Origin of the sequence: Peribacillus sp. NPDC097264 (assembly GCF_050277925.1) — a bacterium.
Lineage (GTDB): Bacteria > Bacillota > Bacilli > Bacillales > DSM-1321 > Peribacillus.
Genome location: NZ_JBNNSR010000005.1, coordinates 59,076 through 74,074 on the forward strand (window position 1 = coordinate 59,076; position 14,999 = coordinate 74,074).

Below are 14,999 nucleotides of genomic sequence, written 5' to 3' on the forward strand. Positions count from 1 at the left end.
TTTTCTCCTATCATGCTATTATTATGGTATACAATTATACCGGTAGGCTAACCTCCGTGTTGCACATGAATTGAAAAAACAACAAAACGTTTGTAATTGAAGGTAGTAACATAGTTTTTAGTTCTATTTTCTTTGCAGTAGATAAAACGTAATAAATCGAAAAAATATTTTTAAGATTTTGGGGGCGATTGTGTGATGAAGACTATACGACAACTAGATAACCTTAATGAAATAGATAGTATTCTTAAGCAAATGGTTCGAAATTCTTATGAAGAGGCAAGGGAAGAAGGAGAATTGTTATGTATGGAATGTGGAGACGTAGATTTATATATTGCAGCTTCGAACCATGCACGGCTACAGGATGCGATTAATATGAATTTTCGAATTGATGAGTCCGGTGAAATCATCGAACACGAAGAATATCAGCAACTTATGGATGAGCTTTCTGAGTACTTTCTGGAATTACATAAGGATAGTGAATTATTTGATTTCTTTCCTGCGGGTTCTTATGAAGTCAAAGGTGATGAGCGAGAGTCTGAAACAGATATGCTAGGTCCAAAGGGTTTATTTTCAGCACCATTTGAGGATTCTATTATAAAGGAATAAATGGTGAGAACAAGGAATCTGAAGGGGTATAAAAAGGAGAGGCAGAAACGATTTATTATTTCTGCCTCTTCTTTTTCCATTACTTTACTAGAAAAAGATCTATTTAGAGCAGCACTCCTTCATTTAGTCTAAAAACGTGTTGTTCTGTACGAAATATGATAAAATTCGACTTTATTAAAAATGAATAAGGTAGAAAAAATAACAAATATAAGTTTTTATGGAAATTATATGAAGAATTGGATATAATAAAAAGTGTTATAGTAAATGAATTTTTTTAGAATTAATAGTTTGATATAACTTTCAGAAGAGTTCTCTCTTAAGAAAATTATACATAGGTATAGAATGAAGTAAACTAAGATGGCCGGTATCAAAATTATTGCATTTTTCGCATTTTAATTCAGATTATTTGGACTATTTTTGTTTTTTGAAAAATGTTGCAGGCTAGGGAGGATTAGTTATGATAGTTTTTGATCAGGTTAATAAGTATTTTGGTGATTTTCATGTATTGAAAGATATTAATCTAACAATTAATAAGGGAGAAGTGGTCGTAGTAATCGGTCCATCTGGATCAGGAAAAAGTACGCTTCTTCGTTGTATTAATCGCTTAGAAACGATATCGGAAGGTTCACTGTCCATCAATGAGATGAATGTTGCGGATAAAAAAACAGACATTAATAAGTTGCGCCAAAACATCGGTATGGTTTTCCAACATTTTCATCTTTACCCTCATAAAACCGTATTGGAAAATATTATGTTGGCACCTAAGAAGGTTTTAGGACAAACGAATGCGCAAGCGGAAAAAATTGCCCAAAAGTATTTGGAAAAAGTCGGGATCTCGGATAAGGCGAATTCTTATCCTTCACAGCTTTCCGGTGGACAGCAGCAACGTGTTGCCATTGCCAGAGGACTGGCAATGGGACCGGAAATCATGTTGTTTGATGAACCTACCTCAGCCTTGGATCCAGAAATGATTGGCGAGGTACTTGATGTGATGAAAAAGCTTGCTCTAGAAGGAATGACGATGGTCGTGGTCACACACGAAATGGGATTTGCCCGTGAAGTGGCGGACCGAATCGTATTCATGGATGAGGGCAGGATTTTGGAGGAGGCAATACCGGCTGATTTTTACGAAAACCCTCACGAAGAGAGGGCGCGTCTATTTCTCAGCCGTATATTAAATCATTAAATAAAAAATAGGGGGGATTTACATGTTGAAGAAAAAGAGATGGTTACAATTATCATTGCTTTCAGTACTAGCTGTCATACTATTAGCAGGTTGTGGCGGGGAAAAGGATTCTGATGAAGGTAAAGATGGTGGAAGCGGGAACAAAGATAAAGATATTCTAACTCAAATTAAGGATAACGATAAAATCGTATTCGGGGTAAAGAATGATACGCGTCTGTTTGGATTGAAAAACCCAAATACAAAAGAGGTAGAAGGATTTGACATCGACATTGCGAAAGCACTTGCAGCGGAGATCCTTGGTGATGAAGAAAAAGTATTATTCAAAGAAGTAACGTCTAAAACAAGAATGCCTTTATTGAACAATGGGGATATCGATGCGATTGTTGCGACTATGACCATTACGGAAGAACGTAAAAAAGAAGTTGACTTCACTGATGTCTATTTCGATGCTGGACAATCATTACTTGTTAAAAAAGGAAGTGACATCAAAGGTATTGATAATTTAAAAGGTAAAAAGGTATTGGCTGTAAAAGGCTCTACCTCAGCCATAAATATCCGCGAAAAAGCTCCCGAAGCAAATGTTTTGGAATTCGAAAATTATTCGGAAGCATTCGCAGCACTTAAATCAGGTCAAGGTGATGCATTGACGACAGATGATTCCATACTTTATGGTATGGCTGATGAAGATCCAAATTACGAACTTGTTGGCGGCACATTTACGGATGAGCCATATGGAATTGCAGTTAAAAAAGGAAATGAAAAATTTGTAGATGAATTGAACAAAGCTCTTAAATCAATTAAAGACTCCGGGAAATATGATGAAATTCATGATAAGTGGATTAAGCAATAACGTATTCATTTACATGTGGTAAGAAGAAATAGGATTTTTACTTACCTACTAAAAGAATAATATTTGGATCTGTCAGGATGAGCAATTTGCTCATCCTGATTAGTTAGAGGAGAGTGGATGTCTTGCTTGATTTCTCCATTTTGACAGAGAATTTAGATATGTATTTAATGGGTTTTAAAAATACAATCATATCTAGTTTAATTGCTTTAGTATCAAGCTTAATCCTTGGTGTGCTTATTGCTATCATGAGAATTGCTCCGATTAAGCCTCTGAATTGGTTTGGGACCGCATATGTGGAGTTCATACGGAATATACCCTTATTGATCATCACATTTTTCTTTTTCCTCGGCCTGAAATTAAGTGGGTTATATGCAGGTACGTTAGCCTTGACTATATACACATCATCATTTATTGCGGAAGCCATTAGAGCCGGCATTCTTTCGGTATCGAAAGGACAAATGGAAGCAGCCCGTTCTTCAGGACTGACATATGGACAGGCGATGAGATTCATCATCTTGCCACAAGCCGTGAAAATTGTCATTCCCCCTCTTGGGAACCAATTCATCAATCTCGTTAAAAATTCTTCCATTTTAGCAGTCGTTGCTGGATTAGATCTTATGTATCACGGTGATTTAATATCCTCAAGAACCTTTGTAGTGTTCGATGTTTACATTTTCGTAGCAGCGTTTTATTTAATTCTTACCATTCCTTTAAGCCTTGGCGTTGGTTATTTAGAAAAACGTCTGGCTAAGAGTAATTGAGGGAGGTATAAGACATGGATTTTTTAGGAGCATACACACCAGATCATTTAAAGTTTTTATTAGAAGGTTTTTGGGTAACGATTCAGGTGGCTTTTGTATCTATCATTTTAAGTTTTATCATCGGGGGACTAGTCGGCATTTTACGTTATGCAAAGATACCAGTTGTATCACAAATTTTAGCTGTCGGCGTTGAAACCATTCGTAATTTACCATTGTTGTTAATCATTCTTTTTACATATTTAGCGTTGCCTGAAGTAGGAATTAAGTTGGAAATTATTCCAGCTGCGATTGTTGCTTTGACCGTTTTTGAATCAGCCATGATATCCGAAGTAATACGAAGTGGGTTGAAATCAGTTGATAAAGGACAAATGGAGGCAGCTCGTTCATCTGGTTTAAGTTATGTGCAAGCCTTGATACATATCATACTTCCGCAGGCACTACGCCGAATGGTCCCACCTCTAGTGAGCCAATTCATCTCTCTATTGAAAGACACCTCATTAGCGGTAGTGATTTCATTGCCAGAATTGACCCATCAAGGGCAAATCATCTATGGGCAAGGTCAAAATTTCTTGATTCCAATTTTAATTTTAGTAGCCCTAATGTATTTTGCCGTTAATTTTAGCTTATCTTTAGTGGCCAGGAGACTAGAATTAAAACGTACTTAAATCCCCCGACTCATATTTGAGTCGGAGTTTTTATCATATCTCAGCTATTTTTTCTTTCTATTCCATAGGAGGGGACTCGTAATGAGCGATAATGTGAATCATATGCATTTCAAAATCGTATACATATGAAGAGGAAAGAAGGTGAAAAAGCTGTCTGAAATTAAGCGTACCAATAGCAAAGCACTAGCCTCTTTAATCCTAGGAATTCTATCCCTTCTCATTCCCTTTATCGGAGTTATATTAGGGATATTAGGTCTGATTTTTGCTTCAAATGGTACAAAAGAAATTGTACATTCGGGAGAGACTGGTATCAATTTGGCGACAGCAGGAAAAGTATGCAGTATTATTGGGATCATTTTTAATATGATCATAGTCCTTATTATCCTCTTATTTTCTATTCCGTCATAAAATAGCGATAATTCTACTTATCTAATTTGAAAATATGAAGATAAAGGAAATACTTCATTAGGATTATTTTGGGAAAATATGTTATGATTGACATGAACTAAATATTAAGGGGGGGATGTTGTTTTTGTCCAATCAGATATTTAAGTATCCTGCTGTTTTTTATTATGAAAAGCACCCTTTAATCATGGATTCATTTTCAATTCAAGTGTGTTTTCCTGATTTTAAGAGAAAGGGTTTCACATCTTCCGTTAGCGGAAGAGATAGGGGCGACGCTCTAGCTTGTGCTCAAGAACTATTGTGTTCGATGGTCGAACATTTTATCCATTCAAAGAAACTAATCCCTGATGCAACTAAAATGGAAAAAGTGAATGTAGATCGAGGAATTAATATTTGCGAGGCTGACCCATTTCGCATTGAAATTGAACATATTACTTATGAAAAAGAAAGACAAAGTCTTACCCTACGGAGAGGATAAGGCTTTTTTTCTGTGTGAAAAAGGGATTTCTGTATTTAATCTACGGTTATGGAAAGTATAATGACAATTCATTTTGAATGGCAGAGGTTCTTTTTGAACGTACCTCCGAAAGGATAGTAGAGCTTCGCACTTTAACGGTTTCAAATGGCGAGCATTTAGGAATAAGATGTATGAGGGGTTATTTAAATAGGCTATCATGCCTGTCTTTCTTCGAATTTATTGAAAAATGGTAATTACTTCGTTTAATCATTCTTAGGTAGAAAAGTATTCATATCCACTGGGAGACCAAGAAATTATAGCTTAGTTTTGTCATATTAACTTGATGCATCAATGGTGTTATTGATACTAGCCGATTTATATAGAGAATAGAAACAATTATTTTTATTTTTGAAAGGATATTGAGTTCTTTATAACGAATATGTATAGTGTAGATAATATAGGTAAAAAGTATCAATAATATGGAGGTGTATTAGTGAAGTATTATATAGCATCGGATGAAAAAAATATAAAGCAAGTTAAATCATTAATAAAGAAATTGAATGCAAAGGGGTTCTCATGTGTAAATGAGTGGAATCTTTTTGACAAGAATGGTAATAAAGAAACCACTAATAGTTTAGGGGATTATGAAAAGGAAGGAATAGATGAAGCGGATTTTATGTTAATCTTTCTTACTGCGGGAAAGGGAAACCTTTATGAACTAGGACATGCCCTTTCTTCAAATAAAAAAATAGTTGTGTATTCGCCTGAAAAAGAGAATTATCATATTAACAAAAAATCAATATTCCATAATATCCCTGGTGCCATCATCTGCAGCGGGACTTTATATAAGTTGGTGAAATTAATTCAATCACTTGCCCCAGCAGAACAAGATGATCCAAGTCCTATGAATTCTTAATAATGTCTTTTGTATAAACAGTTGAATATACCCCCAAAAAAATAAAAATCAAAACGTAATGTTTAGTATATAAAAATATCGGGTATAGGTTACTAAAAAAGGGAGGAAGTTTATTTGGCTACTATAGACATTGATAAGTTATTACTAGCTACTGAAGAAATGGCCGAAGAATCAATTCCAGTTCATCTCTATACATTTGACATTGATAAGTTATTAGATAAGACGGATAATTGGTAAAGAAAAGCATGCCGCAATGGATATGCTTTTTTCTTTTGTAAATAAGTTTAACCTGATTACCAATATTACAAGAGTAAGTAATCAGGCATGTGAGAATAGAATGAATAGTAGTGGAAATTAAAAAACGCGGCCCTTTACAAATCCTAAAATAACAAACATGGAAATAGTTCCGACAACAAAAACTGATTCAATAATCGTTAAGAGAAGTCCATCATACATCTGTATTTCCTCCTTATATGTAGTGTGTGATCATGCTTAAATCAACATCTGTTTATTTGTAAATTATAACATGAAATTCATAAATTTAGTTGGGGAAAAATGTCTAAATGTATAAAATTGTATCATTCTACTTGTCATTGGATTTTTAGTTTATCACTGCTAAGAGTTTTTATCCCTCACAGTTTTTTGTTCTTAAAGTTCTACATAGTACTAACGCCTCTTTAAGAATGGAGGTTAAATTTCATGTTTTTTATACATACTTATTTAGAAGCATACAGGAAATTGGGCACCATAAGAGGGAAAATGACATATAATGAAGAAGGAATGTAGGAGGTGAAAAATACTTGTCTCGCAAAGTGGAGGATTACCTTGAACAAGGAATTTATGGAACAAAAGAAATCAAGCCGGGTGAACGTAGGGAGTTTCTTGGGACGTTACGGGAAAGAGTCATTATCGTATTAACAAAATCACAAGTCTTTGAAAACAATCTATATCCAGAAATAGAAAATAGGATGAAACAATATCCACGGGCTAATTTACTTCTGAATGGTCAAATGGATTATCAGTACTTAGGGAAATACATTAAATTATCTAATCAATATAAGATTCCGTACAAGGTTGTTTTAAATCAGGAATACAATTCCGATTTAGGTCTGGTATTGGCCGAAAAAAATGCTATTGATAAAGGGAATATTTATATTGAGAAAGAGAAAGAAAAGAGTAAACCTAAAACTGTTAAGAAGAATAGTTTAAAAGCAAGGATTAAGAGATATGTAAAAAAAGTACTAAAGAAACCACGATAAGAGCAATCTAGCGAAGGTATGGGAATAGTCTATGGAAAAAAACCTCAGAAAGAGGGACCAATAATGGGCCCTCACTTCTTAGAACATATATATTTATGTTCGTTTCTTTCTCAATCTATAAAACTTCCTAAAGTTACCGATGGTGGTTTTTAGGACTGAGTAAACAGGAATTGCAATTAACATACCGATGAATCCATATATTGAACTGGCAACGAGGAGCAGCAAGATAATCGTTAATGGGTGAATGTTAAGTCTCTTTCCCATAATGTTTGGAGTAATCAGGTGACCTTCGATTTGCTGAACCACTATAAAGACAACGGTGACTTTTATCGCCAAACCAACATCTGTTTGCAAAGCGATGAAAATAGCTGGAAGTACACTTATCAGTGGGCCTAGGAAGGGTACAATCGTAAATACCATAGCTATAAGGGCAAATACTAATGCATAATCGAGTCCAATGATGAGGTATCCGATACATAATAAGACCCCAATTACGATTGATACGATGAATTGGCCGATAATATAGGTCGATAGAGTCTTATCGACGTCTTTTAATATAGTGTTTCCCTCTGCCTCCACTTCTTTTGGAATAAACTTTAATAAGAACGGCCTTAATTTTTCGCCATCTTTCAGAAAATAAAATAAAATGAACGGGGTTATGACTATAACAGTTAGAACACTTGTTACTGTAGTGAAAATGGTGTTGATATTTACCATGATCTTATCTGAAAAATTCTTAAAATAGGTTACGGAGTTCTCTTTAAGGGTTTTTATATTTACCATGCCAAAATCATTTTTCTCTATCACATGTTCGACATCTTCGGATTGTTCAGAAAGTTCCTTGACTTTACCTGGGAATTGATCCGATAATTTTTGGAATTGATCAACGAGAACTGGGCTTCCAAAGTAACTGCCATAACCAATTGCACTAAATATTATCAGAAAAACTAAGGAAATACTCAAAGTTTTAGGAATGAACTTGCTTAGAAATTGAACAACCGGCCTTAATATGTAATATAACAATCCAGCTAATAGGATGGGGAAAAATACGGCCGCAATGATATTTTGAATGGGTCTAAAAACATATTCTATCTTACCAAGTAATACAATGATAAGTATGGTTAAAATAATCCCTGTTGCATATTTAAAAAAAGGTTTGTTTATCCACACAATTGAATTCCCCCTTCTACATCTACTTTTACTATCACTATTTCCCTTGAATGACGCTATACTAAACTTTTATGCCATTTTCAGTGGTTTTCGATAGAGTAGAAATGAATGGACAAATTCTTGAATATTTTATATAAAGGTTCTGTTAAAGGTCTGATATTCACTTTAAAGGAACGAATGTTCTATGATGGAATTATCAAATATGAATGGGAGACAACTATGAGAGCAACTGAAATCCTTAAATTCATCCAAAAACGTAATCCAGCAGAAAAGCATCGGTTGTGCCTACCACCGCAGCCTTAAAGGATGGATACAGCGATTTAACGGTGTAGCAACCAAATGTCTAAATAATTACCTCGCTTGGTTACACCTATTAGAAAGTATCCATCCTCAAAGAAGAAGTCACAATGAAAGATATACTAGTTAAGGGGAATTTAATTCCAAATAAAGAAATATATATAGTGCAATTGGGTTATCTGAGTTCGAGATATAAACTATATATTTAACCAAATGGAGTTATATCTGGAATAAGTAAAATATTTTTTGCTCGGGGGAAAACACTTGAGAAAAATCACCTTATCTAATGGAGGAACGGTAGAAGTTGAGTGTCTTAGTTGTGCATTAACAAGTGGAGTAGTTGAACCAGATGGCGGCGTGATCATTGAAACAGAGCTCTTTCACGCCCATCAAGATGTCGCATATCCAATTAGAGGGCTAATAATTTTAGCTTCTAAAAGACACATCAAATGTCTAGATGATTTAACCGAGTCTGAAAGATTAGACTATATAAAAATTTTAGCAAGGATAAGAAAAGCACAAAGAGACGTTTTAGGAATTGAATATGTCTATTATTTTTACAATGAGGACACCACCCATCATTTTCATACTTGGATGGTTCCAAGATATGAATGGATGTATATTCGGGCGTTCAGTTGAGTCAGTTCGACCAGTATTACTTCACGCTAGAAATGAAATGAATGACAAGGAAAATGTTGAAGAAGTTATGGAAGCCATCAACATTCTTACCGAAGAACTAAATAAATAATTTAATAGAACTTCCGTTTTTAAGAAGTTCTACTTTTTTAAAATCAAAATTTAACTTAAACTATAACAAAGCCTATATAAAAAAAAGACCTCCATGTAAAATGGAGATCTAATCCGAACCTTATGATGACTTTTTCAAACTTTGTACTTCTTTTGCGGGTTGTTTTTCAGAACGTCCAAAAGCACCGTAGTAAAGACATCCTACCAATATTCCCCCACCGACAGCGTTACCTAGAAATACGGGAATGAAATTCATGATATAATCTCCCCAAGTAAGTGCACCTGCGAAAATACCAGCTGGAATGATGAACATATTGGCTACAACGTGTTGGAATCCAATAGCGATGAAGGCTGTAATTGGTAAGAACAAACCAACAATTTTACCAGTAGTGTCTTCTGCGCTATAGCTCATCCAAATAGCCAATGCTACAAGCCAGTTACATCCTATTGCAGAGATGAAAGATTCAATAAAACTTGCATCAACCTTTGAGCTAGCAGCTGCAATGGTTTTATCCAGGAAAACCCCTGTTTCGGTCAAACCAAGAAGGTGTCCGAATACGTATGCTACAAAGACGGAGCCTATTAGGTTTGTAACGGCAATTAAAATCCAGTTAATCGTCAATTGTTTAACAGTGACCTTTTTAGCTAGTGCTGCCATTGAGACTGCCATCATGTTTCCTGTTAGCAATTCTGCGCCTGCAACGACCGTAAGGATTAATCCTAGCGGGAAAACTAATCCGCCTATAAGATTATTCAGTGTACCCCATTCTGGCGGTAATCCGGCCGTAACGCGGATGTAAAATAGAAAACCTAAGGCAATAAACGCGCCTCCAAGGAATCCTAAAATTAAAATGCTTCTTAGTGGCAACGTGGCTTTCTTTTTCCCTGCATTGATTGCAATTTGCGCCATTTGTTGCGGGTTGTTATAACTCATTTTGCTCCCCCTTGAAAAATACTTTCTCTATTTTTTATTTTTTAGTAGTTAAGAGGCAAGGACTTACTTACCATATAAACAATACCATCAGTTATTATACACTTCTATTTAGATTTTTCTATAACAAAATAACATTTTTTTATTTTTTTTTAAAAAAAAATAGATTTTAATGGGGTTTTTGGGGTTTTGAGAAAAATTAATAAATATATTGAAAAAATAAAATAATGAAAAAATAACCAGATGCATAGTGTGCCTTGGTAAAGGATGTAATCCTCAGGCAGCTAAAAAGGCATTATCAAAAGCATGTTGCCCAAAGGGCCTGCTTCGATAATGCCTTTTTTAGCTTATTCAGTTGATGAATCAAGGCTCATGTCAGGAGATTTTTTCCACTGGAGCCTTGAATCCTTGTTGTTCCTGTGCGTTTCTCATTTTCTTGATATCTAAACGAAGCCATATGGAGATGACGAATGCAATCGTGATCAAGACTGCGAAAACGTAAAACACAGGAATGTAGCTATTTGTACTTTCTCTGATATAAGTTACCAACATAGGTCCACAAACTCCACCAAGAGACCAAGTTGTTAATAGGTAACCATGGATTGCACCGATTTCTTTCGTTCCGAATAAATCACCGGCAAATGCAGGGAGGTTAGAGAACCCTCCTCCATAACAACTAACAACGAGTAAAATCAGACCTTGGAATAATAAGGAGTTGGTAGTGGTCGGAAGTAATAGGAATGCCGCAATTTGGATGATGAAGAAAATGACGAAAACATTAGGACGACCGATATAATCGGAAGCGGCTGCCCAGCCAAGTCTTCCACCACCATTGAAAATCCCCATGATACCAACTAGGGTAGCCGCCCCAGCAACTGAAAGCCCGACTACATCCTGAGCCATGGGAGAAGCTACTGATATCATCATGATTCCTGCACTAGTGTTGATCAATTTCATGAACCATAACATCCAAAAGTGTTTTGTTCTAACCGCTTCCTTCGCGGTAGATTGTCTTAAATCTTTTTTCAATTCCTTTTTTCCTGATTCGATGTCTTGTTTCATGCCTTCTGGAATCCAACCTGCTTTGGGCGGTGCAATATAAGAAGCACCTAAAAACATTAGGATGAAGTATCCAGCGCCTAAAATATAATAGGTAGTAGATATTCCTACAGACTGCATAAGGCTAGCTGCAACAGGCGCCGTAATAAGTGCACCTGCACCGAAACCGAGCACTGCCATCCCAGTTGCAAGTCCTCTTCTGTCAGGGAACCATTTAACAAGGGTCGAAACTGGTGATATGTAACCGATACCCATTCCTAGTCCGCTTAAAAACCCATAGGTAAGGAGGTAAAGTGGAAGCGAATCAATCATAATCGCCACGCCAGATCCGGCTTGACCTAAACCAAATAGTACCGCGGCAACCATGGCTGACTTCCTTGGCCCATTTTTTTCTACGAACTTTCCAAAGAAAGCTGCAGAGGTCCCTGCAAGTGCCATCATTATAGTAAACGCTAAAGTAACTTCAGTCTCTGACCAGCCCATTGCTTCTACTATGGGCTTTTTGTAAACACTATAAGCATATGCCCCTCCTATAGAAAGGTGGATAGCGATAGCTGATAAAGCGATTAACCATCTGTTTTTTGTCATGTTGGTACCCCTTTTCACAGTTATGAGAAAGATTCATGCGTTTTATCTATGGTTCGTTAAGTTATATGCATTTTATCTATCTCGTTGCCTTAGTATATAAGATTATTATTTACTAGTAAACTACTAAATTAAATTTTTTTAATAAAAATGAGATTAAATGACAGTAAGCCTTAATTAAGGGAGTGTTTTTGTAAAAGAGTTTATAGAAGAAACATACACACCATTAAATTTTGAGAGAAAAGAATTTTTTTAATTAATATGTAGGGATAGGAGATAATAATCAATTAAACTGGATAATTTGCTAGCTGAAAACATATAAATATTCAATAAACGATAGCATGGGAGGGAATGATATGACCAAATAACTTACATAATAGAATGGATTTTCCTCTAAATGACGAAAAAATTAGATGAAAACGAAATTTTATTTAAAAAATTCGGAAAATTTAGTTATAAGGGCTTGAACTATGAAACCTTATAGGAGTAAACTAATTAAGATAGGTTTTATGGAAGTGAAATCTTGTAAAAATATTCAACAAGGGGTTTTGGTAATGAAGGAACAAGACATGCAAATCACGCTTAGTACAACGAAGAAAGAAAAGCCAAAGGCTGAACAGCTGGAGTTCGGTAAAACATTTACCGATCATATGTTTATTATGGACTATACACAAGGGCAAGGGTGGCATGATCCAAGAATTGTTCCTTATCAACCGCTCGAATTAGAGCCTTCATCAATGATATTTCATTATGGACAATCTGTATTCGAAGGATTAAAAGCATATGTAACAGATGAAGACGAAGTTATCTTATTCCGTCCGGAAAAGAATTTCCAACGCTTAAATAATTCAAATGATCGTTTATGTATCCCTCATGTAGATGTCGACTATGCATTGAAGGCGTTAAAAACGTTAATTAGTATTGATAACGACTGGATTCCTAGAGCAGAGGGTACATCATTATATATACGTCCTTTCATTATTGCGACGGAACCTTATTTAGGAGTTTCTCCATCAGACCGTTACAAATTCATCATCATTATGTCGCCGGTAGGTTCTTATTATAAAGAAGGTATTCACCCAGTGAAAATAGCGGTTGAGTCATCCTTTACGCGTGCAGTGAATGGAGGTACTGGAGAAGCTAAAACCGGAGGAAACTATGCTTCGAGCCTTAAAGCTCAGGAGGTTTCCGAAAAGCTTGGTTATTCGCAAGTTCTATGGCTTGATGGAGTGGAGAAGAAATATATCGAAGAAGTGGGAAGCATGAATGTTTTCTTTAAAATCAATGGAGAAATTATTACTCCAGCTTTAAATGGTAGCATTCTTCCGGGCATCACTCGCGATTCCATCATTGAATTGTTAAAACATTGGAACCTTCCAGTGAGTGAAAAGCGAATTTCCATGCAGGATGTCTATGATGCCTATAAATCAGGTCAATTAGAAGAAGCATTCGGTACTGGAACTGCAGCCGTCATTTCTCCTATAGGTGAATTCCTATGGAATGGTGAAGAAATGGTCGTTCAAAATGGTGAAACGGGTGAACTATCCAAAAAACTATATGAAACGCTAACTGGAATTCAAACAGGTAAAATTCAAGATGAATTGGGTTGGACTACGAAAGTTGAAGAAAAAGTTACTCTCTAAGATTTTGAAGTTATACAGAAATGAGTCGGAATGTTAGGAAAAAACATTTTGCCTTCATCAAAAGGGGTCTGGAATGATTTATTTCCAGACCCCTTTTTAAAATTTTGGAATAACAGGATACCATGTTCAATATAGTTTAGTTAAGAATGGGGAAGATATGTTTATTCTGGAATGAGGAGCCACACTTTATATAACATTACTTTTGGACTTTTAGGTTTTCTTTGGCCATTTCAACAAGTGACTTAACCATATTACCTCCCAAATGACCGCCAATTTTACCAGCTTGCTTTGCTGTCATTTGGCCATTATACCCTTTTTTTAAAGGAATGCCGACTTCATTGGCAGCTTCAAATTTCGCCTCCTCATGGGTTCTTGATCCAGCAACTTTGGCTTTTAGTTGATTAAGGTCTGCTCGGGCTTCTTCTACTAGGATTTTATTTCTTCTTGACACCGATTATCACCCCTTTATTTTAGGCTGTCCAAAAGGTAAAAAAACATCATATGCTCATGCTAGTGATCGATTGAAAAATTTTCATATGAACTCTTCTATTTGTCATTTCAAATAACGAACAAAAGGAAAGGTAAAGGGAAATTTTAACGTGGAATGTCAATAATTGCAGTCACCTCGGACGTTTTACTTTTTAGGCAACGGGTACATAAATATAAATAATATTTGTGAGGAGTAGTGAAATGCTGACTGCGAATTCTTGTTTATTAACGAAAGAAGACATGACGAACCCAAAAAGAGTACCACAATGGGTGATTAAAGAATATCAAACTTTCCATGATACGGTAACAGACAAGACTTTTCCTTGTTATTTTGGCATGAAGGCAGAAAATAAAGGTGAACTGCGTTATGCATATATCACTCAGGAAGATTGGTCCAATCTCCCAAAGGCTGTAGAAAAATTTCTGCAATTATTTCAGGAGCCTCCATATATTAGGCATGGTCTTTTTGTTTTTATGGAGCCGGAAAAAGAAGAACGTGACTTGGAATTATATCGCAAGCGATTCTGGGATATCCTTCAATATTTACATGCCCATGATCATACACCTTGGCCGATAGAGAAGCCAAAGGATCCTGAACATTATCTGTGGGACTTTCATTTTGCAGGGGAGCCCATCTTTATTTTTGGAAATGCACCGGCATATAAACAGCGTAAAACGCGTGATTTAGGTAATAGCCTCGTCCTAGGATTTCAACCTCGAATGATATTTGAAGGGTTAGAAGGAACGGAAAAGGGAGGAATCATGTCACGTGAAAAGGTAAGGGAACGAGTCGAAAAGTGGGATAACCTGCCCACGCATCCAGACATCAGTCATTATGGAGATGTCAACCACAATGAATGGAAACAATTCTTCATAGGTGATGATAGCGAACCAATCCTTGGGAAATGTCCGTTTCATCATAAAGATTCCAAGTAAACGAGGGCAAGATGCTCTCGTTTTTTCATTATCTGCT

The 14,999-nt window shown here is 35.9% G+C and carries 16 protein-coding genes and 2 pseudogenes; 14 read left to right on the forward strand and 4 right to left on the reverse strand.

Annotation, left to right across the window (positions count from 1 at the left end; all coding sequences use genetic code 11):
- Nucleotides 1–195: 195 nt before the first annotated feature.
- From ACQKL0_RS09115 to ACQKL0_RS09160, 10 genes are all read left to right on the forward strand, one after another.
- Nucleotides 196–606: a hypothetical protein gene (locus ACQKL0_RS09115; protein WP_402869851.1), complete on the forward strand. Its 411-nt coding sequence runs from the start codon at nucleotides 196–198 to the stop codon at nucleotides 604–606.
- Nucleotides 607–1,063: 457 nt separating this feature from the next.
- Complete coding sequence (locus ACQKL0_RS09120) at nucleotides 1,064–1,792, forward strand: amino acid ABC transporter ATP-binding protein (protein ID WP_402868643.1); 729 nt, start codon at nucleotides 1,064–1,066, stop codon at nucleotides 1,790–1,792.
- A 22-nt stretch (nucleotides 1,793–1,814) separates the two neighbouring features.
- The gene (locus ACQKL0_RS09125; protein ID WP_402868641.1) at nucleotides 1,815–2,642 is read left to right on the forward strand and encodes a transporter substrate-binding domain-containing protein; all 828 of its coding nucleotides are present in this window, start codon (nucleotides 1,815–1,817) and stop codon (nucleotides 2,640–2,642) included.
- Nucleotides 2,643–2,764: 122 nt separating this feature from the next.
- Nucleotides 2,765–3,403: an amino acid ABC transporter permease gene (locus ACQKL0_RS09130; RefSeq protein WP_427687083.1), complete on the forward strand. Its 639-nt coding sequence runs from the start codon at nucleotides 2,765–2,767 to the stop codon at nucleotides 3,401–3,403.
- Between the two features lie 14 nt (nucleotides 3,404–3,417).
- Complete coding sequence (locus tag ACQKL0_RS09135) at nucleotides 3,418–4,068, forward strand: amino acid ABC transporter permease (RefSeq protein ID WP_402868637.1); 651 nt, start codon at nucleotides 3,418–3,420, stop codon at nucleotides 4,066–4,068.
- A 141-nt stretch (nucleotides 4,069–4,209) separates the two neighbouring features.
- Nucleotides 4,210–4,476: a DUF4190 domain-containing protein gene (locus ACQKL0_RS09140; protein ID WP_427687085.1), complete on the forward strand. Its 267-nt coding sequence runs from the start codon at nucleotides 4,210–4,212 to the stop codon at nucleotides 4,474–4,476.
- A 124-nt stretch (nucleotides 4,477–4,600) separates the two neighbouring features.
- Nucleotides 4,601–4,951 (forward strand): hypothetical protein, encoded by a 351-nt coding sequence (locus tag ACQKL0_RS09145; protein ID WP_402988520.1) that lies wholly within the window; start codon nucleotides 4,601–4,603, stop codon nucleotides 4,949–4,951.
- A gap of 472 nt (nucleotides 4,952–5,423) precedes the next feature.
- Nucleotides 5,424–5,846, forward strand: coding sequence for a nucleoside 2-deoxyribosyltransferase (locus tag ACQKL0_RS09150; RefSeq protein WP_402988525.1), 423 nt, complete (start codon nucleotides 5,424–5,426; stop codon nucleotides 5,844–5,846).
- A 114-nt stretch (nucleotides 5,847–5,960) separates the two neighbouring features.
- Nucleotides 5,961–6,083 carry a hypothetical protein gene (locus tag ACQKL0_RS09155; protein ID WP_402868629.1) on the forward strand — a complete coding sequence of 41 codons (123 nt, stop codon included), beginning with the start codon at nucleotides 5,961–5,963 and terminating at the stop codon, nucleotides 6,081–6,083.
- 563 nt (nucleotides 6,084–6,646) lie between these two features.
- The gene (locus tag ACQKL0_RS09160) at nucleotides 6,647–7,105 is read left to right on the forward strand and encodes a YueI family protein (RefSeq protein ID WP_402988534.1); all 459 of its coding nucleotides are present in this window, start codon (nucleotides 6,647–6,649) and stop codon (nucleotides 7,103–7,105) included.
- Nucleotides 7,106–7,198: 93 nt separating this feature from the next.
- On the opposite strand, the gene ACQKL0_RS09165 is transcribed toward ACQKL0_RS09160, so the two are convergent.
- On the reverse strand, nucleotides 7,199–8,275 hold the full coding sequence (locus ACQKL0_RS09165) for an AI-2E family transporter (RefSeq protein ID WP_427687087.1): 1,077 nt from the start codon (nucleotides 8,273–8,275) through the stop codon (nucleotides 7,199–7,201).
- Between the two features lie 286 nt (nucleotides 8,276–8,561).
- Between ACQKL0_RS09165 and ACQKL0_RS09170 the strand changes: the two are divergent.
- Together ACQKL0_RS09170 and ACQKL0_RS09175 are read left to right on the forward strand one after the other, a co-directional pair.
- A pseudogene (locus tag ACQKL0_RS09170) lies at nucleotides 8,562–8,781 on the forward strand (IS1595 family transposase); the annotation flags it as partial.
- Nucleotides 8,782–8,836: 55 nt separating this feature from the next.
- Nucleotides 8,837–9,320, forward strand: a pseudogene (locus tag ACQKL0_RS09175) (HIT family protein).
- A 120-nt stretch (nucleotides 9,321–9,440) separates the two neighbouring features.
- Here the strand turns inward: ACQKL0_RS09175 and ACQKL0_RS09180 are convergent.
- Together ACQKL0_RS09180 and ACQKL0_RS09185 are read right to left on the reverse strand one after the other, a co-directional pair.
- Nucleotides 9,441–10,253 (reverse strand): formate/nitrite transporter family protein, encoded by an 813-nt coding sequence (locus ACQKL0_RS09180; protein ID WP_427687089.1) that lies wholly within the window; start codon nucleotides 10,251–10,253, stop codon nucleotides 9,441–9,443.
- Nucleotides 10,254–10,625: 372 nt separating this feature from the next.
- Nucleotides 10,626–11,897: an L-lactate MFS transporter gene (locus ACQKL0_RS09185; RefSeq protein ID WP_427687091.1), complete on the reverse strand. Its 1,272-nt coding sequence runs from the start codon at nucleotides 11,895–11,897 to the stop codon at nucleotides 10,626–10,628.
- A gap of 551 nt (nucleotides 11,898–12,448) precedes the next feature.
- On the opposite strand from ACQKL0_RS09185, the gene ACQKL0_RS09190 reads away from it, so the two are divergent.
- A complete protein-coding gene (locus tag ACQKL0_RS09190; protein ID WP_402868619.1) occupies nucleotides 12,449–13,537 on the forward strand; it encodes a branched-chain amino acid aminotransferase in 1,089 nt (362 codons plus the stop codon).
- A 196-nt stretch (nucleotides 13,538–13,733) separates the two neighbouring features.
- Here ACQKL0_RS09190 and ACQKL0_RS09195 read toward each other — a convergent pair whose 3' ends face one another.
- Complete coding sequence (locus tag ACQKL0_RS09195) at nucleotides 13,734–13,988, reverse strand: small, acid-soluble spore protein, alpha/beta type (protein WP_402868617.1); 255 nt, start codon at nucleotides 13,986–13,988, stop codon at nucleotides 13,734–13,736.
- 239 nt (nucleotides 13,989–14,227) lie between these two features.
- Between ACQKL0_RS09195 and ACQKL0_RS09200 the strand changes: the two genes are divergently transcribed.
- A complete protein-coding gene (locus tag ACQKL0_RS09200) occupies nucleotides 14,228–14,962 on the forward strand; it encodes a YqcI/YcgG family protein (protein WP_427687093.1) in 735 nt (244 codons plus the stop codon).
- The last annotated feature ends 37 nt before the right edge of the window (nucleotides 14,963–14,999 follow it).

What these genes read in the sequence shown, in the direction of transcription:
- ACQKL0_RS09115 (WP_402869851.1), top strand. Translation starts at nt 196, where the DNA reads ATGAAGACTATACGACAACTAGATAACCTTAATGAAATAGATAGTATT.
- ACQKL0_RS09185 (WP_427687091.1), bottom strand. Translation starts at nt 11,897, where the DNA reads ATGACAAAAAACAGATGGTTAATCGCTTTATCAGCTATCGCTATCCAC.
- ACQKL0_RS09120 (WP_402868643.1), top strand. Translation starts at nt 1,064, where the DNA reads ATGATAGTTTTTGATCAGGTTAATAAGTATTTTGGTGATTTTCATGTA.
- ACQKL0_RS09180 (WP_427687089.1), bottom strand. Translation starts at nt 10,253, where the DNA reads ATGAGTTATAACAACCCGCAACAAATGGCGCAAATTGCAATCAATGCA.
- ACQKL0_RS09200 (WP_427687093.1), top strand. Translation starts at nt 14,228, where the DNA reads ATGCTGACTGCGAATTCTTGTTTATTAACGAAAGAAGACATGACGAAC.
- ACQKL0_RS09190 (WP_402868619.1), top strand. Translation starts at nt 12,449, where the DNA reads ATGAAGGAACAAGACATGCAAATCACGCTTAGTACAACGAAGAAAGAA.
- ACQKL0_RS09135 (WP_402868637.1), top strand. Translation starts at nt 3,418, where the DNA reads ATGGATTTTTTAGGAGCATACACACCAGATCATTTAAAGTTTTTATTA.
- ACQKL0_RS09125 (WP_402868641.1), top strand. Translation starts at nt 1,815, where the DNA reads ATGTTGAAGAAAAAGAGATGGTTACAATTATCATTGCTTTCAGTACTA.